A 21430-nucleotide genomic window follows, 5' to 3' on the forward strand; every position below is an offset into this window, starting at 1 on the left:
CTAGACCACTACTTCGCGGCAGCACGATCCAGTGAGAGATTCAGCGCCAGTACGTTGACCCGGGGCTCGCCGATCAGGCCGAGCAGGCGGCCCTCGGTGTGGGACGTCACGAGCTGCGTGACCTGATCCTCGGACATATTCCGCGCCTTCGCCACGCGCGGCACCTGGAATTGCGCCGCTTCCGGCGAAATGTTCGGATCGAGCCCGCTGGCGGAAGTCGTCACCAGGTCGACCGGCACAGCAGCCTTCGGGTTCTCCGCCTTCAGCTTCGCCACATCTTCCTTCAGCCGGTCGGCCAGCGCCTTGCTGGTCGGGCCGAGGTTGGAGCCGCCCGAATTGGCAGCGTTGTAGGGCGCTGGCACCGTCTTGGTCGCATCGTTCGGGTCCGGCGCCAGCGTCGCCGAAGGGCGGCCATGGAAATATTTGTCGTCCTTGAACTTCTGCCCGATCAGGGCGGAGCCGACCACCTTGCCGTCCTTCTCGATCAGGCTGCCCCGCGCCTGCGCGGGAAAGAGCGCGCTGGCGATGCCGGTGATCGCGAGCGGATAGGCGAGGCCCGTGATGGCGGTCAGCGCCAGCAAGAGGACGATGGCGGGGCGGATTTCTCTGAGCATGATGTCTCTCCCAATTCTTTCGTCATTGCGAGCGAAGCGAAGCAATCCAGAAATCTCTCCGGTGGCGGCAGTCTGGATTGCTTCGTCGCTTCGCTCCTCGCAATGACAGTTCAAGCCAAATGCAGCGCAGTCACCACAAGGTCGATCGCCTTGATGCCGATGAAGGGAATGACGATGCCGCCCAAGCCGTAGACCAACAGGTTGCGCCTCAGAAGCGCGCCGGCGCCGACGGCACGATAGGCCACGCCCTTCAGCGCAAGCGGAATCAACGCGATGATGATCAGCGCGTTGAAGATGATCGCCGACAGGATGGCGCTCTGCGGGCTCGCCAGGTTCATGACGTTGAGCACGTTGAGCTGCGGGTAGAACGCCAGGAACATCGCCGGGATGATCGCGAAGTATTTTGCGACGTCGTTGGCGATCGAGAACGTCGTCAGCGCACCACGTGTCATCAGGAGCTGCTTGCCGATCTCGACCACCTCGATCAGCTTGGTCGGGTTGGAATCGAGGTCGACCATGTTGCCGGCTTCGCGGGCGGCCTGGGTGCCGGTGTTCATGGCGACGCCGACGTCGGCCTGCGCGAGCGCCGGCGCGTCGTTGGTGCCGTCGCCGCACATGGCCACCAGCTTGCCCCTGCTCTGCTCGTCGCGGATCAGCTTGAGCTTGTCCTCAGGCGTTGCCTGAGCCAGGAAGTCGTCGACGCCGGCTTCCGCCGCGATCGCGGCGGCTGTCATCGGGTTATCGCCGGTGATCATGATGGTACGGATGCCCATGCGGCGCAGCTCCGCGAAACGCTCGCGGATGCCGCCCTTGACGATGTCCTTGAGCTGGATGACGCCGAGCAGCTTGCCGTCCTTAGCCACCGCGAGCGGCGTGCCGCCGGCCTTGGCGATCTCGTCGGCGATGGCCTGGATCTCACGGCCGATATCGGAAAGCGCCGCAGGCTGGATCGCCCGCGCTACATTGCCGGAGGCGATCGCCAGCGGCGCACCGCCACCGACATAGTTCAGCATGGCATCGACCGCCCCCTTTCGTACCGACGAGCCGCCGGCATCGACGCCGCTCATGCGAGTCTGCGCCGTGAACGGGATGAAGCTCGCACCCAGCTCAGCCATGTCGCGGCCGCGGATGCCGTATTTCTCCTTCGCCAGCACGACGATCGAGCGGCCTTCCGGCGTCTCGTCGGCGAGCGAGGCGAGCTGGGCGGCATCCGCAAGCTCGTGCTCGGTCACGCCGCGCACGGGGCGGAACGCGGTCGCCTGCCGGTTGCCGAGCGTGATGGTGCCGGTCTTGTCGAGCAAGAGCGTATCGACGTCGCCGGCCGCCTCGACCGCTCGGCCGGACATCGCCAGCACGTTGAAGCGCACCAGGCGGTCCATGCCTGCGATACCAATCGCCGACAAGAGCGCGCCGATCGTGGTCGGGATCAGGGTCACGAACAGCGCCACCAGCACGACCACCGAGATCGAGCCGCCGGCATAGGCCGCGTAGCTCGGAATGGTGACGGTAGCGAACACGAAGATGATGGTCAGGCCGGCGAGCAGAATGTTGAGCGCGATCTCGTTCGGCGTCTTCTGCCGCTCGGCGCCCTCGACCAACTTGATCATGCGGTCGATGAAGGTCGCCCCCTGCGCGGCCGTGATGCGGACGCGGATCCAGTCGGACAGCACCTGCGTGCCGCCGGTCACGGCCGAGCGGTCGCCGCCGGATTCGCGAATGACCGGCGCGGACTCGCCGGTGATGGCGGCTTCGTTGACCGAGGCGACACCCTCGATCACCTCGCCGTCGGAGGGAATGGTGTCACCGGCCTCGACCAGCACGATGTCGCCGACCTTGAGGCTCGTGCCCGACACGAGCTTGAACGTTCCGCCGGAGCCGGTCAGGAGCTTGGCCTGGCTCTCGGTGCGCGTCTTGCGCAGCGACTCGGCCTGCGCCTTGCCGCGGCCTTCGGCCACCGCCTCGGCGAGGTTGGCGAACAGCACGGTGAACCACAGCCAGAGGATGATCTGGAAGGTGAAGCCGAGATTCGCACTGCCGCTGACGAGGTCGCGCAGGAAGATCACCGTGGTGAGTGCAGCCACGATCTCGACCACGAACATCACGGGATTCTTGACCATGACGCGCGGATCGAGCTTGGTAAACGCCGCGCCGACGGCCGGCACCACGATCTTGGGATCGAGCATCGCCGAGACCGGCATGTGCTTGTTGGGTTTATGAACTGGTTCCATGGAGGTCACTCCGAAAGAGCTGGCTCAGAAGACGTTGCCGGCATTCATCGCGAGATGCTCGACGATCGGGCCGAGCGCGAGCGCCGGGAAGAAGGTCAGGCCGCCAATGATCAGGATCACGCCCACGACGAGGCCAACGAACAGCCCGCCCGTGGTCGGGAAGGTACCAGCCGAGGGCGGGATAGACTTCTTGCCGGCCAGCGAACCGGCGATCGCCATGGCAGGAACGATCATGAAGAAGCGGCCCACGAACATCGCGCTCGCGAGCGTCAGGTTGTAGAACAAGGTGTTGCCGGTCAGGCCCGCGAAGGCGGAGCCGTTGTTGCCGGTGGCCGACGTGAAGGCGTACAGCACTTCGGTGAAGCCATGCGGGCCGGCATTCGCCATCGAGGCGGCCGCCGCAGGATACACCACGCCGACCGCGGTCCAGCCGAGATACATCAACGGCAACACCAGGATCGCGAGCATTGCCATCTTGACCTCGCGGGCCTCGATCTTCTTACCGACATATTCCGGCGTGCGGCCGACCATGAGCCCTGCGACAAAGATCGCGAGGATGACGAACAGCAGCATGCCGTAGAGGCCGGCGCCGACGCCGCCGACGATGATTTCGCCAAGCTGCATGTTGATCAGCGGGATCATGCCGCCAAGTGCGGTGAAGCTGTCGTGCATGGCGTTGACCGCGCCGCAGGAGGCCGCCGTCGTGATCACGGCGAACAGGGAAGACGCGACGATGCCGAAGCGGACCTCCTTGCCTTCCATGTTGCCGCCGGTCAAACCAAGCGCCTGGAGCGTGGACGTGCCATCGGCTTCCGCCCAATAGGTGACGGTGACGCCGGCGACGAACAGCACACCCATCGCGGCCAGGATCGCCCAGCCCTGGCGCTGGTTACCGACCATACGGCCGAACACGTTGGTCATGGCTACGCCGATCAGGAGGATCGACAGCATCTGCACGAAGTTCGACAGCGCGGTCGGATTCTCGAAAGGATGCGCCGCATTGGCGTTGAAGAAGCCGCCGCCATTGGTGCCGAGCATCTTGATCGCGACCTGAGAGGCGACCGGGCCGACCGCAATGGTCTGCCTGGCGCCCTCGAGCGTGGTCGCCTCGACAGAGTCACCAAGCGTCTGCGGCATGCCTTGCCAGACCAGGAACAGCGCGTAGACAACGCAGATCGGCAGCAGCACATAAAGCGTGGTGCGGGTGACGTCGACCCAGAAATTGCCGATCGTCCGCCTCGAGGCGCGCGAGAAGCCGCGGATCAAGGCCACTGCGAGCGCGATGCCGGTCGCCGCCGACAGGAAGTTCTGGTGCGTGAGGCCGAGCATCTGCGCGAGATAGGACACCGTGCTCTCGCCACCGTAATTCTGCCAGTTGGTGTTGGTGATGAAGGAGATCGCCGTGTTGAATGAGAGGTCTTCGGCGACCGCGGCCTGCCCGGCCGGATTGAACGGTAGCATGGCCTGAACCCGCATCACGCCGTAGATGATGAGAAAGCCGCCGACATGGAACAGCAGCATGGCGACCGTATAGGTCAGCCAATGCTGCTCGCGCTTCTCGTCAACACCGGAAATCCGGTAGAGTCCGGCTTCGATCGGACGCAGCACCGGCGACACGAACGTCCACTCGCCGTTGAACACGCGCGTCATGTACCAGCCGAGCGGCTTGGCCAACGCGACGATGATGGAGCAATAGAGAATGATCTGGAGCCAACCGATCGCAGTCATGGAAATCAACCCTTCAGGCTTGGTGCCCGGCATAGCAACGGCAGCAGCACCGCGAGCAGGCAGGCGACGAGCACGGCATCCGCCAGCAACAATTTCACGACGAGCAGCACGGTCAGAACTGCTCGGGCCGCAGCAGCGCGTAGGTGAGGTAGATCAGGAGGCCGAACGAGACGGCGCCGGCGAGCGTATAATCGAAGATCATGATCCGCTCCGTCACAGCCGTTCGCAGGCGTAGGTGTAGCCGATCGCCAGCGCGAAGAAGGCCGCAGCCAGCGCCAGCATCAGGACGTCCATCATTGGATTGCTCCTCGTTGCGCCCTGACGTTGGACGCAACCGCTTCTCGGGGATCCGGCCGGTGGCGGAAAGCGGAAGGGCTCCGCGATACAAGGCGTACAAGCCGGATTTTCACCGCGCTGAAGTGCCATCGCGGACATAGGTTTTCGAGATGGGGGCTATGGCGAAGTTATAGGAATTTCATAAAGCTTGCGCCACAACGACGGCCTGGGGGTATGGGTCCCGGCCTTCGCCGGGACGACAGTGGAGAATGGGCGCGGCCGGTGCCTCCTTCCAGCACAATATTCGCACCTACGACACGACGCCCCATCCCACACTTATGAAATCCCTATATCTTCCGCCCTTCCCTCATCTCGTTTTCAAATGCCCATCCAGCCATCTTGGAGAGGCCGGCCGACTGACCGACGCCGAATTCCAGGAGGCCTGACATGACCACCGCTCTCCGACACTATGATCCGCTCGCGCTGAGCGAGGGGCTGCATCGTGCACATGCGATGACGCGGCCCTTGATGCTCGAAATCATCGACCACGCGTGCCGGCGCTTTCCGTCGCTCGGGCAGAGCGAGCGCATGATGCGGCTGATCGATGCGGAGGCCTGGGCCGACGCTGCGTTGGCACTGATGGCGCTCGAGCTGCCGCTGTGGCAGGTCCGGCGCGTCGCCTATGACGATGGCGAATGGTACTGCGCTCTGTCGCGCGAACGCGAGTTGCCGGATTGGCTGGACGCCGCGATCGAAGCCCGTCACGCCGACCTGTCGCTCGCACTGCTCTCTGCTTTCGTCGAAGCGCAGGTATCGGCTGCGGACGTGCCGCAGCCCAGCGTTCCCTTGGTGCGCCCTGCGCCGGATCTACGGTATCAACCTCTCGTCTGCGACAATTTCGGCTAGGCCAACATGATCGCGCTCAAGATCATCATGCTGGTCGCGTTGATGGGCGCGTTGCAGCTCGGCCTGCGCATCACCGCGACCCCGACCCCGGACGCCTAGCATGCAGCTCCTCAAGGGAAATCTGGAGCACGCGATCACGGTCACCATCCTGACCATGACGCTGACCTTGATCTGGGGCGCCGTCCTGACGCTCGTGATCATGCTTCTGGCACGCGGGCTCGGGGTTTAGCCCCCCTCACCTCTTCGCTTCCAAGCAATCGGGCACCACCCGCTGTCGCGATACCGGCGTGAACCACCTATCCGGCGGAAAAGACCCGGCCGATCTGGCGCAACTTCACGGAACCGTGTAGAGCGGTTTCCATGAGCAGCAGCAACGTCAACGTCGTCACCCACCCCCTGGTCCAGCACAAGCTCTCGCTGATGCGGGAGAAGGACCGCTCGACCAAGAGCTTCCGCGAAATCCTGAACGAGATCGGGATGCTGCTCTGCTACGAGGTGACGCGCGACCTGCCGCTGGAGCTGGTCGAGATCGAGACGCCGATCGCGCCGATGCAGGCGCCGAAGATCGCCGGCAAGAAACTCACGCTGGCGCCGATCCTGCGCGCCGGCGTCGGCTTCCTCGACGGTATGCTGGCGCTGATGCCCTCGGCGCGCATTGCTCATATCGGGCTCTACCGCGACCCCGATACGCTGCAGGCAGTCGAGTATTACTTCAAGGCACCGCAGGATCTGTCCGACCGCACCGTGATCCTGATGGACCCGATGCTCGCGACCGGCAACTCGGCCTGCGCCGGGGCCTCCCTGCTCAAGGCGCGCGGTGCCCGCGACATCCGCTTCGTGTGCCTTCTTGCAGCACCGGAGGGCATCGCCAAGTTCCAGCGGGAGCACGCCGACGTGCCGATCTGGACCGCCGCGATCGACGAACGACTCAACGACCATGGCTACATCGTGCCGGGCCTCGGCGATGCCGGCGACCGAATGTTCGGCACCAAGTAGACAGGTTTGCGCGATCGGGTTACTGCGGTAGCCATGCGCCAGAATGATCGATCGCTGCAATCGCTGATCGGCACCGGATCCGCCGCCGATGCCGCCTTCGTGTTCGACGGCACGCCGGTTTCGCGCGCGGAATTGTCCCGCAGGATTGACCAGACCGCTTCCTGGCTTGCGGCTCAGGGCATCGGCAAGGGCGACGTGGTCGCGGTCTGGCTGGTCAACCGGATCGAATGGGTCGCGCTTCTGTTCGCCGCCGCCCGCCTCGGCGCGATCGTTGCCGCCGTCAATACCCGCTACCGCAGCGCGGAGGTCGCCCATTTGCTCCGCCTGTCCGGCGCGAAGCTGATGGTCGTCGAGTCCGCCTTCCGCTCGATCGATTTCGCTTCCATTCTCGCCGATGTCGCCAAGGCCGACGTGCCCGAACTGCAGAAGCTTGCAGTGGTCGGCGCGGACGCGATCTCCGCGCAGTGGTCATGCGCGCGGTTCGATGCCTTCGACAAATCCTATCCGCCGATAGTGGCGCCGCAGGACGATGTCAATCTGCCGGTGCTGCTCTATACGACCTCGGGCACGACCAGGGGGCCGAAGCTGGTGGCGCATTCGCAAGCGACGCTCGCCACGCACGCGGTCTCCGTTGCCAAGGCGCTGGCGCTCTCGCCGCAGCGCCATTCGATGCTGGCGATGCTGCCGTTCTGCGGCACCTTCGGCATGACCGGCCTGCTCGCCTTCCTCGCCGGCGGCGTGACCATCCATGTACTCGACGCCTTCGAGGCGGCGCCGGCGTTGACGATCCTGGGCGAGCACGGCATCACCCACGCCTTCGGCTCCGACGAGATGTTCCGTCGCATCCTCGCGCTGACTGATGTGCCCCGGCCCTTCCCGCGCGTGGAAGTTCTCGGCTTCGCCGCGTTCCAGCCGGGCTGGCGTGAGCTCGCCGCGGAGGCCGAGGCGCGCGGGCTGCCGCTGTTCGGGCTCTACGGCTCGAGCGAGGTGCAGGCGCTGTTCTCGATCGGCCGCCCGAGCGACACTTTCGCCGACCGCATCGAGGGCGGAGGCTGGCCGATGTCGCCGGAAGCTTTGGTGCGCGTGCGCGACACCGAGACCGGCGCGCTCGCCACTCACGGCGTCTCCGGCGAGATCGAGATCAGCGCACCATCGCGGTTCCTCGGCTATTTCAACAATCCGGAGGCGACGCGCGATGCGATCACGGCGGACGGCTTCTTCCGTACCGGCGACATCGGTCGGCTGCGCGGCGACGGTTCGTTCGTCTATGAGACCCGCGCCGGCGATGCCATGCGGCTCGGCGGTTTCCTGGTCGCGCCGGGCGAGATCGAGGACGAGCTCAAGGCCTGTGCCGACGTCGCCGATGCCCAAGTGGTCGCGGTCGATCTGAAGGGCCAGGCGCGTTGCGTCGCCTTTGTCATTCCGGCCGGAGAGCCGCCACAGCACGACGCACTGGTGGCGCGCCTGCGCGAGCGGCTCGCCGGCTACAAGGTCCCGGCACGGATCTATGTCGTGGATGCGTTCCCCGTCACCGACAGCGCCAATGGCGTCAAGATCCAACGCACCCGGCTTCGCACCATGGCGATGGAACGGATTGCTTCCGAATAGGGCCGACTATTTCAGATAGCTTGCGAGATTCATGCTGAGAATCTTGGAGATGGCCGAATAAGACGCGGTGAGCTGCGCCTGATAGGTCGAAAGCTGCGCCGTGATGGCGGCGACGTCGACGCCGGTGAGATCGCCCGACAGCGTCTCGGCGTAACTCTTGTAGTCGCTCTGGCGGGCGCTTGCGGTCTCGATCGAGGATGCCGCGCTGGACAGCCTTGCCTGTACCGCCGCAGTGTCGTCGAGCGCCGTGCCGGCGAGATCGAGCGCGCTGGAGATATCGGAGGATGACAGCGAGGTGCTGTTGGCCACGAACTTCAGGACCCGCATCACCTCCTCGAACGCGGAGTTGTCCGCGGTGACGCCGTAGGACACGGTTTCATCAGCGGCGACGCGTACCGAGGCAACCTCGTCATCACCATTATAGTAGCTGGTATCGGCCGTGGTCGTGGAGCCCGCGCCGGACGAGAAGCTCGTGAGATCGACCGGCGCGGTGTCCGACTTGCCACCGGCGAAGACGTACTGGCCGTCATACTGAGTGTTCATGAGCGAGCCCATCTCTTCCAGCATCTGCTGCGCCGAAGAGATCACCGAGCTTGTCTCGGTCGCGCTGCCGGTCGAGGCGGCGCTGAGCTGGGAGCGGAGCTGGGTGATGATATCGGTCATCGAACCGACGGCCGAATACATCACCTGCACCTTGCTGTCGGCGAGCGTCGCCGCGTCGATATAGGATTGCGCGCGCGTCACTGAGACTTGAAGGTTGACGACGTGCTGCGCGGTCGAGCCGTAACCGCCGAAGTCCGTCGAGATGACGCCGGAGGATTCCTGGATCTGCTCGTTGGCCATTACCGACTGCACGCGCAGCGCGTCGGCGATCATCGCGTTCGACTGGGCGAAGGTGGCGACACGCATCGCGACCATGGCGCGGCTCCTTATGTCGACTGAACGGCGGTGAGCAGCGCCGAATACATGGAGTTGATGGCCTGGATCAGCGCGGAGGCCGCCGAATACTTGTTTTGCAGCGTGCTCAGCCGTGCCGATTCCTCGTCGAGGTTGACGCCAGATTGCGAGGACAGCGAGTTCGCATAGGTCGACTGCACAGTCTCCTTGGCCGTGTAGTTGGAGGACGCCTGCGACGACTTGCTGGCGACGTCAGCCACGATGGCCGAGGCGTAGTCGGCGAATGACCCGGTGGTGGCGGCGAGCCCGCCGGTCGAGGTAAATGTCCGGGAGGCCGTCAGCGCGTTGTAGAAGGCGTTCACGACGCTGGCCGAGCCCGACGACAGCACCGTGCTGCCGACGGTCAGGCTCGACGAGGAGTCCAGCGTCGCGAGCTGCAACCCGTTGGTGCCGGACAGGATGCTGCTGTTCACGGCGACGTCGGATGCGCTCGTCCCCGTCACCAGGTCGTTGAGGCCAAAATATTCCGAAAACCCCTCGCCCGAGCTGCCGACCGAGCTCGTCATCTCGTTGATCGCGACGCCGTTGCCGGAACCAGTCGCGGTGACCGAGAGATGGCCATTTGCATCGACCGAAGCGGACAATCCGGATATGCCGTTGATGGCGGTGACGAGATCGCCGACCGTGGAATAGGACGACAGATCGAGATCGCCATAGGAGACGAGATTACCGCTCTGGTCGGTGACGGCGATACGCACCGTGCCGGTGGCGGAAAGCGCCGAGGCGCTAGTGACGTCGGTCGTCCCGGTCAGGCTGGTCGGCGCCGGCACCGAGGAGGCACTGTTGGAGACGCTGTTCATCGCAGACGCGAGCTGCTGCGCGAGTTGGTCGAGCTGGGATTGCGCCGCCGGCAGCGTCTTGTCACGCAGCGTGACCAGCGCTCCGATGTCGCCGCCTGTGATCTGCGAGGTTACATCGACGCCATTCACGGTGATCGCGCTGAGCTCGCTCGACGACGAGCCCGCCGTGTAGGTGGTCGACGCCGTGACGTTGGCCGCGGCCGTGTAGCTGATCGTATGCGCCGTGCTGTCGACCAGCGCCTGGCCCGAGGTGGTGTAGATCTGGAGATCGCCGTTCGAGGCCGTGAAATAGCTGATGTTCATCTTGGAGGCTATGTCCTGGAGCGCCGTATTGCGCCGGTCCTCCAGGTCCGCGGTCGACTGGCCCGCCGCCGCCGTCTGCTTGATCTCAGCGTTGAGGTCCGCGATCTGCTGCAGGTCCGCATTGACGTCGTCGATCGAGGACGCGATGTCCTGGTCCGCGTTGGCGCGCAGCTTCTGGATGCCGCTCGAGGTCTCCCGTAGCTGGCTCGCGACGTCGTCGAGCGCGCTGACGACGTTGGATTGCAGGGACGCGCTGCTCGGCGTGCTCGCCAGCGACGACAGGGCCGATTCCAGCGAAGCAATGCTGTTGGCGAGCGAGGTCCCGGTCGAGGAGCTGTCGGAGCTGGAGGTCGAGCCGTAGAGTTTTTCGAGCGACGTCAGATAGGTGTTGGTGGTGTCGGCCGCACCGAGATCGAAGGTCGCGCCGATCAGCGACTTCAGGAGCAGCTTGTCGACGGTCGAGGTGATGCCCGTCACGGTGACGCCGGTGCCGACGCCATTGGTAACGCTGCTCGACTGCGTTGCGGTCTTCTCGGTATAGCCTGTCGTGTCGGCGTTCGAGATGTTCGACGACGTCACGCTGATCTGCACCTGCGTGGCCGAAAGCCCGCTGAAGGCGATCAACCGTGCGATGTCGAGCGACACGACGTGACTCCTCCCCGGCTCGTCAGGCGCTGCGGCTGGTACCGCTGGAGACGGCACGCGCCGCGACGCGGCCGGAGGCGCCGTAAGGCGACACCGCCGCGATCTGCTCGCGGATCGCCTGCATGACGGCCTCGATCCGACGATTGCTCGCCTCGATCGCGGCGCGCAGGCGCGCCAAATTCTCGTCCATCGCCACGCGCAGCTTCAGGATCCGCTCCATGAGCTGTTCGCGCAGGAGTCGGTCGCGCACGTGAAGGCTGGTCTGCCCCGCTGCACATTCGGCGACCGTACGCTCGAACACCTCCGCCAGCCGGTTCTTCTCGTCGACCTGCTTGAGGCGCGAGGCTGGCAGGCCCTTGGCGAGCTCCGCATTCTCCTCCGCGACCAGCATGGTCAGGGTGTCGATGAGTGCGATCAGCGATTTGATCCGCGCGTCGCCTTCGACGGCGTTGATCCTCTTGGTTTGAGCTAGGGTCATGGTCATCGCCTTCTTCTAATTGTGCCGCCGGCCACGGCTGGTCTGCGCGTTGCGCAGGTAGGCGCCGATCGCGGTCGTCCGGACGCTTGCCTGCCGCATCTCGCCCTCGATCGCCGCGCATTCCCTGAGCAGGCCATGGCGGGTGGTCTCGATATCGTCGAGCAGCGCGAGAAGCTCCTTGCGGTCGCTGCCCTCCACGGTGGCGGCGCGCGCCACCAGCCTGCGCAGCCGCCGCAGCAATGCTTCGCCCGCGGCCTTTGCCATCTCACCGCGCATCGCTCACCTCATCGCCGAGATCAAGGTGTCGTACATCTTGTTGACGGTCGAGATGACCTGGGAGGCGGCGGAATAGGCCTGCTGCGCCGAGATCATGCTCGAGAACTGGCTGCTGGTGTCGGTGGTCGATGATTCCAGCTCACTGCCGTAGATCGTGCCAGCACCGTTCTCGCCCGACGCCTGCAACGCGGCGTTGCCCGACGTCACGGTCGCGGAGTAGATGCCGTCGCTGGACGCGGAGAGCCCATTCGGGTCGGCAAAGGTCGCCACCGCGATCTTGTAGATCGCGATCGTCTCGCCGTTGGAGTAGGTGGCGTCGACCACGCCGTTCTTGCCGATCGAGATGCTGGACAGCTTGCCGTAAGACAGGCCGTCCGAATCGATGCTGGTGACGCTGACGGACGGCGTCGTCTCGCCCGAGGCATATTGCGTCAGGCCGTCGGTCTTGCCGGCGGTGCCGAGATCGAGCGTGATCGTGCTATCGGCGGCGCCGTCGATCCAGCCCGTCACCGCGACGGTGGCCGGATCCGGACTGGTGCTGGCGATCGAGCCGTCGCTGTTGAAGGTGATGTCGATGCTGCCGGAGGCGGTGCCCGTGGCGGTCGTCGTGTCTGAAGACGAGGTCAGATTGGCGAAGCTGGCGCTCCAGGTGTTGGAGCCGGTCTTGGTCCAGGTGATCTGCATCGTATTCGCCGCGCCGAGCGAATCGTAGACCGTCATCGAGCTGGTATAGGTGTCGCCGGTTGCGGCATCCGATGGCAGGTTGGCCGCGATCGTGGTCTTGGTGGTGGCGCTGCCGCTGGTCGAAGCGACCTGGGTGTTGATGGCCTCGAGATTGCTCGCCGACTGGCTGCCGACGACGTTGCCGTCCGCATCGGTGCGCCAACCCTCGAGGTAATAGCCGTTGTTCTCGAGATAGCCGGCATTGTTGATCGTGAAGGCGCCGTTACGGGTGTAGGACACGGTGCCGCCCGAGGTGGCGCTGGTCACGACGAAGAAGCCCGAGCCCTGGATCGCGACGTCGGTGGCGTTGGAGGTCGTAGCCAAGAGGCCCTGCTGGGTGATGTTGGCGCGGCCGGAAACGGTGACGCCGCCCGAGGCATAGGAGGTCGTGTTGCTCGAGGCGGTGACGAGCGCGTCGAACATCGCCGACGTGGTCTTGTAGGCGGTCGTATCGGAATTGGCGATGTTGTCGCTGATCATCGACAGGGACTGACTCTGGGCGCTGAGCGCCGAGATCGCCGAGGACAATGCACCGGTGAGACTCATGATGAACTCCGAGGAAATCAGGACGTAAAATCAGGAGGTGACGCCGATGATGTCGGCGGCGCTGACCGAGACGCCGTTCACGGTGAGCGATGGCGTCGAGGTCGAGGTGTCGATGCCGGTCACCGTGCCGGTGACGGTCGTGTAGTTGAGGACCGAGTTGCCGGCGGAATCCGTCGCGGTCACCGAGATGGTGTACTGGCCGCCGTCGGAGAGCTGGTTGCCGGCGGAGTCCTGGCCGTCCCATGTGAAGCTGTTGGATCCGGCATCCCCCGTTCCGGTGCCGGTCCACACCGTACTGCCGGAAGAGTCCTTGACGCTGATCGAGACGTTCGAAGCGGCAGAGGACAGCGAATAGCCGAACGTCGCCGAGCCGTTGCTCAGCGTGGAGGTGTCGGTCTTCGCCTCGACGGTATGGCCGATATAGTTCACCGAGTTGAGCGTCACGAGGCTCGAGAACGAGCTCGCCAGCGAAGAGAGGTTGGTATTGATCGACTGCTGCTGGCTGAAATTCGCGTAGGAAGTGAGCTGATTGATGAAGTCGGTGGTCGAGGTCGCGTTCAGCGGATCCTGGTTCTGCAGCTCGCTGACGAGCAGGCTCAGGAAGTCACTCGACGTCAGCGCAGACGCAGACGACGTGCTCGACGAGGACGTCGTGGTGGTAGCAGTCGAGACGGAGCTCGTTGCGGAAACGGTCATCAAGCACTCCGGTTCTCGTGCGCCCGGTCGTGACGATGTCGGCGGGCGGCACTTGAAATCTGTGTGCTGATGAAACGCGTGGGCCCGCAAATTCAGGCGCGGATTTGCGTAACGGATGCGAGCTGCACGCGATGCCTTCTCCTCGTCGTCCCGGACAAGCGCAGCGGAGCGGAGCGCCGATCCGGGACCCATAGCCACAGGATGCAGTTTTGGCGACGACTCGTGGTTACCAACCTCGCGCAACAACTGTGCCGTGTGGGTATGGGTCCTGGCTTTCGCCAGGACGACAGCGAGGACGAGTGGCCGTCGCGTCTCACTACGCGCAGGCGTGCGCGCGCATTCGATCGTTAAGGCGGGACGGCGATCTGTGCATAGTCAGGACACGCCGGAACCTTTAGCTCCCGGCCGTCTCGCCCTCGGTGCGCGGCTCGGCGGCGTCGCTGTTCAATCTCTTCGCAGCGGCGACGACGCGATCGGCGAGGCCTGCGGGGGCCCGCACGGGGGACGCTTCGAGCGCGCGGCGTAAGGTGCGCGCCTCTTCCAGAAGCGCCTGCGCGGCGGCAGAGCGGGCGAGCAGTTCCTCTGCAGGCAGACGCCGGTCGTCGGGCCAGAGCGAGAGATCCTCGCCCAGCCGATCAATCAGGTCCTCAAACTCGATGACGTCCATCGCCTGCCGGTCCCGTCTTCCGCGGCGCCCGTCATAAAGCATTGCGGGCGCGGCGGAAACCGGATTCCCGCGGGGCCCAGGCGCCAAAAGCGCCGGATGCACTGCGGAAAGCGTCCGAAACCGCGGCCCCAAACGACGGCCCTGCCCTTTCGGGGCCGGTGAGACCAGTGGCTTCAGCGCTTGCCGGCCGAATCGACCGGGCCCGCCTTGGCGCCCCGCACGGTCGCATCGACATGCTCCCAGGCCTCGCGAAGCTCTGTCAAGCCGGCAATGATGCGCCGGAAACTCTCGCGCGCATGCGGCCGGCCATAGGCCTTCAGGCTCGCCATGATGAGGGCGTTGTAGGTCTGGAACAGCCGCTCGGCCACCGCCCCGCCCTTGGCGAAATCGAGATTGTGGCTGAGCCCGCGCAGGATCGCGGTCGCCTTCATCAGGTGCTCGTGCCCCTCCTCGAAGCGCCGCGCCTCCTGCGCCGCAAGCGACTTCTGCAGGAAGGTGATCGTGCCACCGAGCAGCATCGACACCGCCTTCAGCGGCGGCACGGTGGTCGCGATTCCCCGATAGGCCTGATTGGCCATGTACGCCATCGGATTATGCATCATCAGTCACTCGAGCTGGAGTTGAGCAAGGCCTTGAGATAGGTGAGCGTGTTGTTGGCGCTCTCGATCGCGGCCTGATAATTCGCGTATTGCGTCTGGAGCTGCGTCTGGTAGGCGGACGCGGCGCTTTCGATATCGTCGACCTTCTGCTGGAGCTCGTTGTCGCGGTCCTGCAGGTTGGTGATCAACGTCTGCAATGCGCCCGTGCTCGACGAATAGGTCTTGGCGATCTGGTAGAGCTGCGTCGCGATGCCCGAGGTCGAGGTCACCGTGATCGATTGCGACGTCGTCCCCGAATAGGTGAAGGCCATGCCGGCATAGGCCGTTCCGGCGTTGCCGATGATCGTGGTGCCGCTGACCGTAAACAGCGAGGAATCGCCGCCGACCGAGGCCGAGGTGAGATTGCCGGAGGAATCGACGGTCAGGTCGAGCGTGAAGGATTGCGGCGAGGTTCCGGTGTTGACGACGCTGAGCTGGCTCGACGAGGTCTTGGTCTGCGCCGACAGCAGCGTGGTGACGCCGCTCAAATTGGTGTCGAGGATTTCCGACAGCGTCGAGGTGTCGAGCTCGAGCTCGTTTTTCTCGTTGAAGGACAGGCCGAGGTCGGCCATGGTCAGCCCGCCCACGGTGCTGTTGAGCGCGTTCTGGAGCGCATCCATGATGTCGCGCATGGTGCCATCGCCGAACAGCACGGCGCTCGATGACGCCGTGCCGTCCGAATCGGTCGCCTGCTGGGCTATCACCGCATCACGAAAGGTGTTGTAGTTGGTGACGAAGGTCTCGACCGCAGATTCGATCTGGCTGGTGTCGGGCTCGATGCTGATGTTCAATGTTGCTCCGTCGGGTGTCGCCTGGAGCAGGTTGAAGGTCACGCCGGTGAGCACGTCGGTGATGTCGTTGGTATCCCGGGTCATCGAGATGCCGTCGAGGGAGAATTCGGCGGCCTGCGCTTCCTGCAGCACATCGGTGAAGGCACCAGAGCTGTCGGTGACCCCGAGCTTGTTCAGGATGTCGTCGCCGGACGAGCTGGAATAGGTGATGTCGGCGGCATCCTCGGTTCCCGTCAGCACCATCTCGTAGGAACCGCTCGACACCTGGACGATCGAGGCCTGGACATTGGTGGTCGCGGTCTGGGCATTGATGGCATCGACGATGTCCTGGAGCGACATCGTGCTGGTGATGGTGATGTCGGCAGTGCTTCCGCCCTCGAGGCCGAGCGAAAAGGCTCCGGAGTAGCCGAGCTCGGCGGTCTGGCTCGACTGCGAGGTCCCGACCACCTTCTGCGCGGTGGCGATCTGGCTGATCGTCAGCGTATGGTCGCCGGTCGCAGCACCGTTGCCGACCGACATCGACAGCGCGGAGGACGCACTCACATCGCCGGTCGAACTGATCGTTGCCGCGCGAGTGGCAAAGGCGTTGGTCGCTAGTGAATTGACGACCGAGGTCGCGAGCGAGGAAAGCCCGCTGGACAGTGTCGAGAGGTCGGTCTGCAGCGCCTCGTAGGCGGAGACCTTGGCCTCGTTGTTGGTGATCGTGGTCGAGATCGTGGTCGCCTGGGCCAGCTTGGCATTCACCGCCGAGGTGATCAGCGCGCTCCAGTCGATGCTGGTCGACGTGGTGGTGCCGGTCGTGGTCACCGAGGAGGCGGTCGAACTGGTCGCCGCCGTGCTGGTACTTGAACTGACGCTGGTCACTTTGCTGCCCGCTTCATCCCAGTGAGAACCGGGCCGGCCTCAGGCCGGCCCGGCATGACGGTCGCTAGGCCAAGGGCCTTAGCCAAGCAGCTTGAGCAGATATTGCGGCATCTGGTTCGCTGCGGATTCGGCCGACACCGCCGCCTGGGTCTTCACTTCGGCCGAAGACAGCTTGGCCTGCTCGGCCGCGATGTCGACGTCCTTGATCGCGGAGTTCGCGGCCTGCAGGTTCTGGGTCTGGGTCGAGATCGAGTCGGAGGAGAAATTGAACCGCGACTCCTGCGCGCCGATGCTGGCGCGGGCGGCCGAGACCGTATCGATCGCGGTGTCCAGCGCGGTCAGCGCCGAGGTCGCATCCGACAACGTGCTGACGTCAAGCGAGGACACGCCGAGCGAGGACGCCGTGAGGCTGGTCAGCGTGATGGTGATGGTGTCCGAGCCGGAGGAGCCGACCAGCACCGAGACGCCGGAGGCGAACACGCTGGAGCCGTCGAGCAGGCTCTGGCTGGAATAACGCGTGCCGCTCGCGATCGAATCGATTTCGCTCGTAAGCTGCGAGAATTCCGAGTTGATGTAGGCGCGGCTGGAATCGGTCGTGGTGCCCGAGGCGGACTCCGAGGCCAGCGACTTCATGCGGGCCAGGATGTCGGAGATGTTCGAAGCGCCGCCGTCGGCGGTCTGGAGGATCGCGGTCGCCTGCGAGGCGTTGGTCGCGGCCTGCTGCAGCGTGGTGACGTCAGACGAGATGCGGGTGGAGATCGCAAGGCCTGCGGCGTCGTCGGAGGCCGAGGTGATGCGCGAACCGCTCGACAGTTTTGCGAGCGAGCTGCTCTCCTGCGCGGAATTGATGTTGAGATAGCGGACCGCGGAGTTCGCGGCGGTGTTGGTATTGATTGCAGGCATCGAAGGCTCCTGTGCTGATGGGCAAGACGTGCCGCATCGTGGAAGACGATTGACGACGCGGACCGCAGCCCCGTCCGTTCGCTCAAACGACAGAGCGCAACCAGATCAGGCGGGAAAACTTTCTAGGGCGCGATTTTATGGTTAGCAGTCGGTAAACGCGGTGCGGATGTCGCGTTCGTGCCTGCGCAGGAGTTGACGAAGCTGCTGGCGGCCGCGCTTGAGCAGCGACTCCACCGCGGCCACCGTCGTCTCCATCACCTGCGCGATCTCGCCGTTGCTCATGTTCTCGTGGTACGACAGGATCACTGCGATGCGCTGCTGCTCGGGCAGGCGCTGCATTGCCAGCTCCAGCATGTCGTTCAGCTCGTTGCGCTCGATGATCTCTGCGGCATCGGGCTGGCCGTCGGCGACTTCCGGCACCGTCTCGACATTCTCGGTGCGCGGCTTGCGGCGCAGGTCGATGCAGCGGTTGGAGATGACGCGATAGAGCCAGGTCGAGAATTTTGCGCGGCCGTGCTGCCAGCGGCCGCGATGGCTCCAGACCTTGAGCATGGTGTCCTGCACGACATCTTCGGCGTCCGCTACGTTGCCGATGATGCGCAGCGCGATCGCGTAGGCGCGATCGATATGCCGCTCGACCAGCATGCGGAACGCCGCCTCATCGCCGGTGGCAAGCCTGTCTAGGAGCTCGCTGTCCTCGTCGAAGATGATGTCTGCGACCGGCGGGTTGTCCGGCGCGAGCGTCGCTGATGGCATCACCGGCACGATCGCATCAACCGGCACCGTCGTCGCGACCTCGGCCTCGGCGGGAGCCCAGACATCCGCAATGTAACTCATCCCGCAATCTCCAACCCGCAATGCCGGCGGCGCACATGCCACGCGGCTTCCACGCGTTGAACGCGGCACGAAAGCAATCCAGGCGGAACATTTTCATTATTTTTCAAGATGTTATCAGGAATCTTTTGCCGGGCGACGGGCAATAATTGCCGACAGCGCGAGTTTTTCGCGTTCGTCCTGCAATCATCGACTTCGTCTCGCACCATTGCGGATCATCCATCCCGAACAGATGTGCTCTTTTGAAAACGCTGACATTACGCGGCACCAGGTGATCGAGCGCAGCACGCGCATCGCGCGCTAGGGGATCAATTGTGTCCGAGTGTGAATGAACGCGAGACCGCTTTCGCACTCGGCAATTTTTTCCGAATCACCTTTTTCGAACCTAGCGATTTTTTTGAATCTGTCAGTCGCGGCGAGCGCGATTTTGAATCGCGCGTGAACTTTTTTCATCGTCGCGGCGCCTGAGTTCGCTTGCGCGCACGTTAATCGCGTATTGGGCGGGGAATCTTGACATGACGATCGCGACGGCCGACGCAAAATGTCGGACGCAAAATGTTTCTGCTTGGTCATTCGATGTTTTCGATACGTTTCTCGTTCGCGCCTGTGCGACACCGGATGGCGTATTTGAAAGGACTTACCAGCTATCGAGCGTTTCGCGATCTTGTCCGAATGTTTCCGCGAGTTTCGTTCAGCATCGAATCCAGGCCGAAGCGCGGGCACGCAAGGCAGTGAAGGACAAGCGCGGCGCGAGCGAAGTCCACATCGGCCAAATCTATTCCTTTTTTCCGTTCAGGCTGTTCGGGCTCGCGCGCCGCGACCTGAACGCTCTGGTCGAGGCCGAGTTCGACGCGGAGCTCGAGCTCTGCCGCGCCAATCCCGACATGTTGCGGCAATATCTGGACATGAAACGTGCCGGGCACCGCGTCGGATTCATCTCCGACACGTATTGGGACTCCGACCGGCTGGCGCGGCTGTTGCGGGCTTGCTGGCCCGGCCTGACATGGGACTTCCTCTACGCCTCCTGCGACCATGGCAGCAGCAAGAGCGAAGCCCTGTTCGCAATATATCTGTCCGAGCAGGGCGTCGACGCCGCCACCTCCTTTCACGTCGGCGACAACGAGCAGGCCGACATCAAGGGCGCTCGGCGCCACGGCATTCGCCCACGCTACTATCCGCAGGCCACGCCGCAACTGGCGTCGACGTTTCAACGTGAGACCGCGCTGCTCGATTTGCTCTGCCAGAGCGCGCCGTCACGGTTAGATGATGGTGCGCGCACCTTGCGCCGCATGGTGGCCGCGCGCAGCGCCGAAAAGTCGCTCGCCTTCCATCTCGGGCTCACCGTCCTCGGACCGGTGATGACGGCTTTCGACGCCTTTGTGGCGCGGCGTTGCGAAGAGGTCGCGGGCCCCGGCCGGCAGGTTGCCCTCGGCTTCCTCGGCCGCGACGGCTTTCTGTCGCACCGGATCTGGCAGAACCTGCACGGCGCGGCTTCTACCTATCTCGAGATCAATCGCCGCGTCGGCCTGATCGCCTCGGCCGACACGATACAGCCGCTCATCGATCTCCTCAGCAAGGTCTTCAAGATCGACGCGCCGACCTTCCACGACATGATGAGGATCACGTCACCGAAAGTCGCGACGTTCTTTGCAAACTTTCCCGGCGGGATCGCCACCGGCGAAGAGCTCGCAGCCGCCCTTCCCGACCTGATGGACGCCGATGAAATCGTCGCGCTCGCTGCAGCCCTGCGCGCACGGCTACTCGCCCATCTCCGTCATGCGATCCCCGGCTTCGACGATTGCACCGATCTCGTGCTCGCCGATCTCGGCTATTCCGGCAGCGTGCAGAAGGCGCTGCGCCACGTCTTCGACCAGGAGAGCATCAACATCCGCCTGCACGGCGCCTATCTGATCTCACTCGACGATGCCTTCGACGATGTCGCCGAGAACGACAGCGCGCAAGGCTTCATCTCCGACCTCGTGGTCACGCCGCATGTCAAGCGCATGCTGATCCGCAACATTGCGCTGCTTGAGCAGGCCTGCTGCTCGGCCGATGGTTCGGTGCGGGACTACGAAGGCGGCACGGTGCTGCGCGAGATCAATCCGCGCCCCGCGAGCCAGATTGCGCTTGCCGCGGAGGTCCAGGCCGGCGCGCTGGCCTTTGCGCAAAACGCCGCGGGCGTCGCGGCCGACTATGGCTTGCATCCGTACGCCACGCCCAACGTCGCAGCGCGCTGGTCGGCGGCGACGCTGGCGCGGCTTCTGCTTCTGCCGGACGAGGACGAGCTGGCGCTGCTCGGCGGATTCAAGCACGACGTCAATCTCGGCACGCATGCGCTTGCACCGATGCTCGACGCCGGCTTCGTCCGCGACCAGATCACCGCGCGCGGCCTCTCCGCCGCCTGCACGTCGGCCGCGCCGCCGATGTGGCTCGCGGGCAGCTTTGCGCACCTGTCGCCGTCCTACGGCTATCTCTATGTGCTGTTCGGCGCCAACCGCCTGCCAGCCGACGTCTTCGAGGAAAGCCCCTGCGGCTCGGTTCAGATTGGACTGTTTCGCGCCGGCGGCGATGCGGCGCTGGAGACGGTGACCATCCATCGCACCGGCCTCGGCGAGTTGCGGCTGCGCATTCCCCTCTCGCGCGCCATGGCGATCGCCATGATCGCACTGCCGCTGGGGAAATTCGCAGCCCAAGGCCTTCTCCACGGCGTGACCGTGCAGCAGGGCGACGATGTTCGCGACGCCGCCGAGAGCCAGGACGTAGTCGGCATCGCCGACGCCAGCCTGGTCTATGCCGGCATGCGGCGGACCGGCGCGCACTATCGCGCCGAGACCGAGGACGGCTGCCTGCTGATCCCGGTCGTCCCGATGACACAGGACTTCGCGGTCTATTCCGTTGCGATCACGCCGCTCGGCACCAGCCTGAAATAGTGCGCCTGATCGCGCCTCCCCGG

20 protein-coding genes are annotated in these 21430 nt (G+C 64.5%); 5 read left to right on the forward strand and 15 right to left on the reverse strand.

All coding sequences use genetic code 11. The features are described from left to right. Positions 1-8: 8 nt before the first annotated feature. From MTX21_RS17270 to MTX21_RS17285, 4 genes are all read right to left on the reverse strand, one after another. Complete coding sequence (locus MTX21_RS17270; protein WP_280965975.1) at positions 9-614, reverse strand: K(+)-transporting ATPase subunit C; 606 nt, start codon at positions 612-614, stop codon at positions 9-11. A gap of 110 nt (positions 615-724) precedes the next feature. Then, on the reverse strand, positions 725-2842 hold the full coding sequence (kdpB, locus tag MTX21_RS17275; protein ID WP_280965976.1) for a potassium-transporting ATPase subunit KdpB: 2118 nt from the start codon (positions 2840-2842) through the stop codon (positions 725-727). A gap of 24 nt (positions 2843-2866) precedes the next feature. Beyond that, a complete protein-coding gene (gene kdpA / locus MTX21_RS17280; protein ID WP_280965977.1) occupies positions 2867-4570 on the reverse strand; it encodes a potassium-transporting ATPase subunit KdpA in 1704 nt (567 codons plus the stop codon). Positions 4571-4682: 112 nt separating this feature from the next. Next, positions 4683-4772: a K(+)-transporting ATPase subunit F gene (locus MTX21_RS17285; protein WP_280965978.1), complete on the reverse strand. Its 90-nt coding sequence runs from the start codon at positions 4770-4772 to the stop codon at positions 4683-4685. A 521-nt stretch (positions 4773-5293) separates the two neighbouring features. On the opposite strand from MTX21_RS17285, the gene MTX21_RS17290 reads away from it, so the two are divergent. The 4 genes from MTX21_RS17290 (at position 5294) to MTX21_RS17305 (ending at position 8356) form a co-directional block, all read left to right on the forward strand. Then, positions 5294-5752, forward strand: a complete 459-nt coding sequence (locus tag MTX21_RS17290; RefSeq protein WP_280965979.1) for a hypothetical protein — start codon at positions 5294-5296, stop codon at positions 5750-5752. Between the two features lie 100 nt (positions 5753-5852). After that, positions 5853-5981, forward strand: a complete 129-nt coding sequence (locus tag MTX21_RS17295; RefSeq protein WP_280965980.1) for a hypothetical protein — start codon at positions 5853-5855, stop codon at positions 5979-5981. Between the two features lie 131 nt (positions 5982-6112). Further along, entirely contained in the window at positions 6113-6748 is a 636-nt protein-coding gene (upp, locus tag MTX21_RS17300; RefSeq protein ID WP_280965981.1) for a uracil phosphoribosyltransferase, read from the forward strand. Positions 6749-6781: 33 nt separating this feature from the next. Next, positions 6782-8356, forward strand: coding sequence for an AMP-binding protein (locus MTX21_RS17305; protein WP_280965982.1), 1575 nt, complete (start codon positions 6782-6784; stop codon positions 8354-8356). Positions 8357-8362: 6 nt separating this feature from the next. Here MTX21_RS17305 and MTX21_RS17310 read toward each other — a convergent pair whose 3' ends face one another. The 11 genes from MTX21_RS17310 to MTX21_RS17360 all read right to left on the reverse strand — a co-directional run bounded on the left by MTX21_RS17310 (position 8363) and on the right by MTX21_RS17360 (position 18480). Further along, the gene (locus MTX21_RS17310; RefSeq protein ID WP_280965983.1) at positions 8363-9274 is read right to left on the reverse strand and encodes a flagellin; all 912 of its coding nucleotides are present in this window, start codon (positions 9272-9274) and stop codon (positions 8363-8365) included. A gap of 11 nt (positions 9275-9285) precedes the next feature. Then, positions 9286-11061: a flagellar hook-associated protein FlgK gene (gene flgK, locus MTX21_RS17315; protein WP_280965984.1), complete on the reverse strand. Its 1776-nt coding sequence runs from the start codon at positions 11059-11061 to the stop codon at positions 9286-9288. 22 nt (positions 11062-11083) lie between these two features. Next, positions 11084-11545 carry a flagellar protein FlgN gene (locus MTX21_RS17320; RefSeq protein WP_280965985.1) on the reverse strand — a complete coding sequence of 154 codons (462 nt, stop codon included), beginning with the start codon at positions 11543-11545 and terminating at the stop codon, positions 11084-11086. A 9-nt stretch (positions 11546-11554) separates the two neighbouring features. Further along, complete coding sequence (locus tag MTX21_RS17325) at positions 11555-11815, reverse strand: hypothetical protein (protein WP_280965986.1); 261 nt, start codon at positions 11813-11815, stop codon at positions 11555-11557. 3 nt (positions 11816-11818) lie between these two features. Next, positions 11819-13084, reverse strand: coding sequence for a flagellar hook protein FlgE (gene flgE, locus MTX21_RS17330; RefSeq protein ID WP_280965987.1), 1266 nt, complete (start codon positions 13082-13084; stop codon positions 11819-11821). A 30-nt stretch (positions 13085-13114) separates the two neighbouring features. After that, positions 13115-13780, reverse strand: a complete 666-nt coding sequence (locus tag MTX21_RS17335; RefSeq protein ID WP_280965988.1) for a FlgD immunoglobulin-like domain containing protein — start codon at positions 13778-13780, stop codon at positions 13115-13117. A 394-nt stretch (positions 13781-14174) separates the two neighbouring features. Further along, positions 14175-14447, reverse strand: a complete 273-nt coding sequence (locus MTX21_RS17340) for a hypothetical protein (RefSeq protein WP_280965989.1) — start codon at positions 14445-14447, stop codon at positions 14175-14177. A gap of 173 nt (positions 14448-14620) precedes the next feature. Continuing rightward, a complete protein-coding gene (locus tag MTX21_RS17345; protein ID WP_280965990.1) occupies positions 14621-15049 on the reverse strand; it encodes a flagellar export chaperone FliS in 429 nt (142 codons plus the stop codon). Beyond that, positions 15049-16740: a flagellar filament capping protein FliD gene (gene fliD, locus MTX21_RS17350; protein ID WP_280965991.1), complete on the reverse strand. Its 1692-nt coding sequence runs from the start codon at positions 16738-16740 to the stop codon at positions 15049-15051. Before fliD ends, MTX21_RS17345 begins: the two co-directional genes overlap by 1 nt. Before the next feature lie 78 nt (positions 16741-16818). Beyond that, positions 16819-17643 (reverse strand): flagellin, encoded by an 825-nt coding sequence (locus MTX21_RS17355; RefSeq protein WP_280965992.1) that lies wholly within the window; start codon positions 17641-17643, stop codon positions 16819-16821. A gap of 141 nt (positions 17644-17784) precedes the next feature. After that, the gene (locus MTX21_RS17360; protein WP_280965993.1) at positions 17785-18480 is read right to left on the reverse strand and encodes an RNA polymerase sigma factor; all 696 of its coding nucleotides are present in this window, start codon (positions 18478-18480) and stop codon (positions 17785-17787) included. Positions 18481-19208: 728 nt separating this feature from the next. Between MTX21_RS17360 and MTX21_RS17365 the strand changes: the two genes are divergently transcribed. Further along, entirely contained in the window at positions 19209-21407 is a 2199-nt protein-coding gene (locus tag MTX21_RS17365; protein ID WP_341510023.1) for a hypothetical protein, read from the forward strand. Positions 21408-21430: the final 23 nt, after the last annotated feature.

It is taken from the genome of Bradyrhizobium sp. ISRA430, from assembly GCF_029909975.1.
In the GTDB taxonomy this organism is placed as follows: Bacteria; Pseudomonadota; Alphaproteobacteria; order Rhizobiales; family Xanthobacteraceae; genus Bradyrhizobium.

Coding starts and splice junctions, on each gene's coding strand:
- MTX21_RS17270 (WP_280965975.1), bottom strand. CDS start 614: ATGCTCAGAGAAATCCGCCCCGCCATCGTCCTCTTGCTGGCGCTGACC.
- kdpB (WP_280965976.1), bottom strand. CDS start 2,842: ATGGAACCAGTTCATAAACCCAACAAGCACATGCCGGTCTCGGCGATG.
- kdpA (WP_280965977.1), bottom strand. CDS start 4,570: ATGACTGCGATCGGTTGGCTCCAGATCATTCTCTATTGCTCCATCATC.
- MTX21_RS17285 (WP_280965978.1), bottom strand. CDS start 4,772: ATGATCTTCGATTATACGCTCGCCGGCGCCGTCTCGTTCGGCCTCCTG.
- MTX21_RS17290 (WP_280965979.1), top strand. CDS start 5,294: ATGACCACCGCTCTCCGACACTATGATCCGCTCGCGCTGAGCGAGGGG.
- MTX21_RS17295 (WP_280965980.1), top strand. CDS start 5,853: ATGCAGCTCCTCAAGGGAAATCTGGAGCACGCGATCACGGTCACCATC.
- upp (WP_280965981.1), top strand. CDS start 6,113: ATGAGCAGCAGCAACGTCAACGTCGTCACCCACCCCCTGGTCCAGCAC.
- MTX21_RS17305 (WP_280965982.1), top strand. CDS start 6,782: ATGCGCCAGAATGATCGATCGCTGCAATCGCTGATCGGCACCGGATCC.
- MTX21_RS17310 (WP_280965983.1), bottom strand. CDS start 9,274: ATGGTCGCGATGCGTGTCGCCACCTTCGCCCAGTCGAACGCGATGATC.
- MTX21_RS17320 (WP_280965985.1), bottom strand. CDS start 11,545: ATGACCATGACCCTAGCTCAAACCAAGAGGATCAACGCCGTCGAAGGC.
- MTX21_RS17325 (WP_280965986.1), bottom strand. CDS start 11,815: ATGCGCGGTGAGATGGCAAAGGCCGCGGGCGAAGCATTGCTGCGGCGG.
- flgE (WP_280965987.1), bottom strand. CDS start 13,084: ATGAGTCTCACCGGTGCATTGTCCTCGGCGATCTCGGCGCTCAGCGCC.
- MTX21_RS17335 (WP_280965988.1), bottom strand. CDS start 13,780: ATGACCGTTTCCGCAACGAGCTCCGTCTCGACTGCTACCACCACGACG.
- MTX21_RS17340 (WP_280965989.1), bottom strand. CDS start 14,447: ATGGACGTCATCGAGTTTGAGGACCTGATTGATCGGCTGGGCGAGGAT.
- MTX21_RS17345 (WP_280965990.1), bottom strand. CDS start 15,049: ATGATGCATAATCCGATGGCGTACATGGCCAATCAGGCCTATCGGGGA.
- MTX21_RS17355 (WP_280965992.1), bottom strand. CDS start 17,643: ATGCCTGCAATCAATACCAACACCGCCGCGAACTCCGCGGTCCGCTAT.
- MTX21_RS17360 (WP_280965993.1), bottom strand. CDS start 18,480: ATGAGTTACATTGCGGATGTCTGGGCTCCCGCCGAGGCCGAGGTCGCG.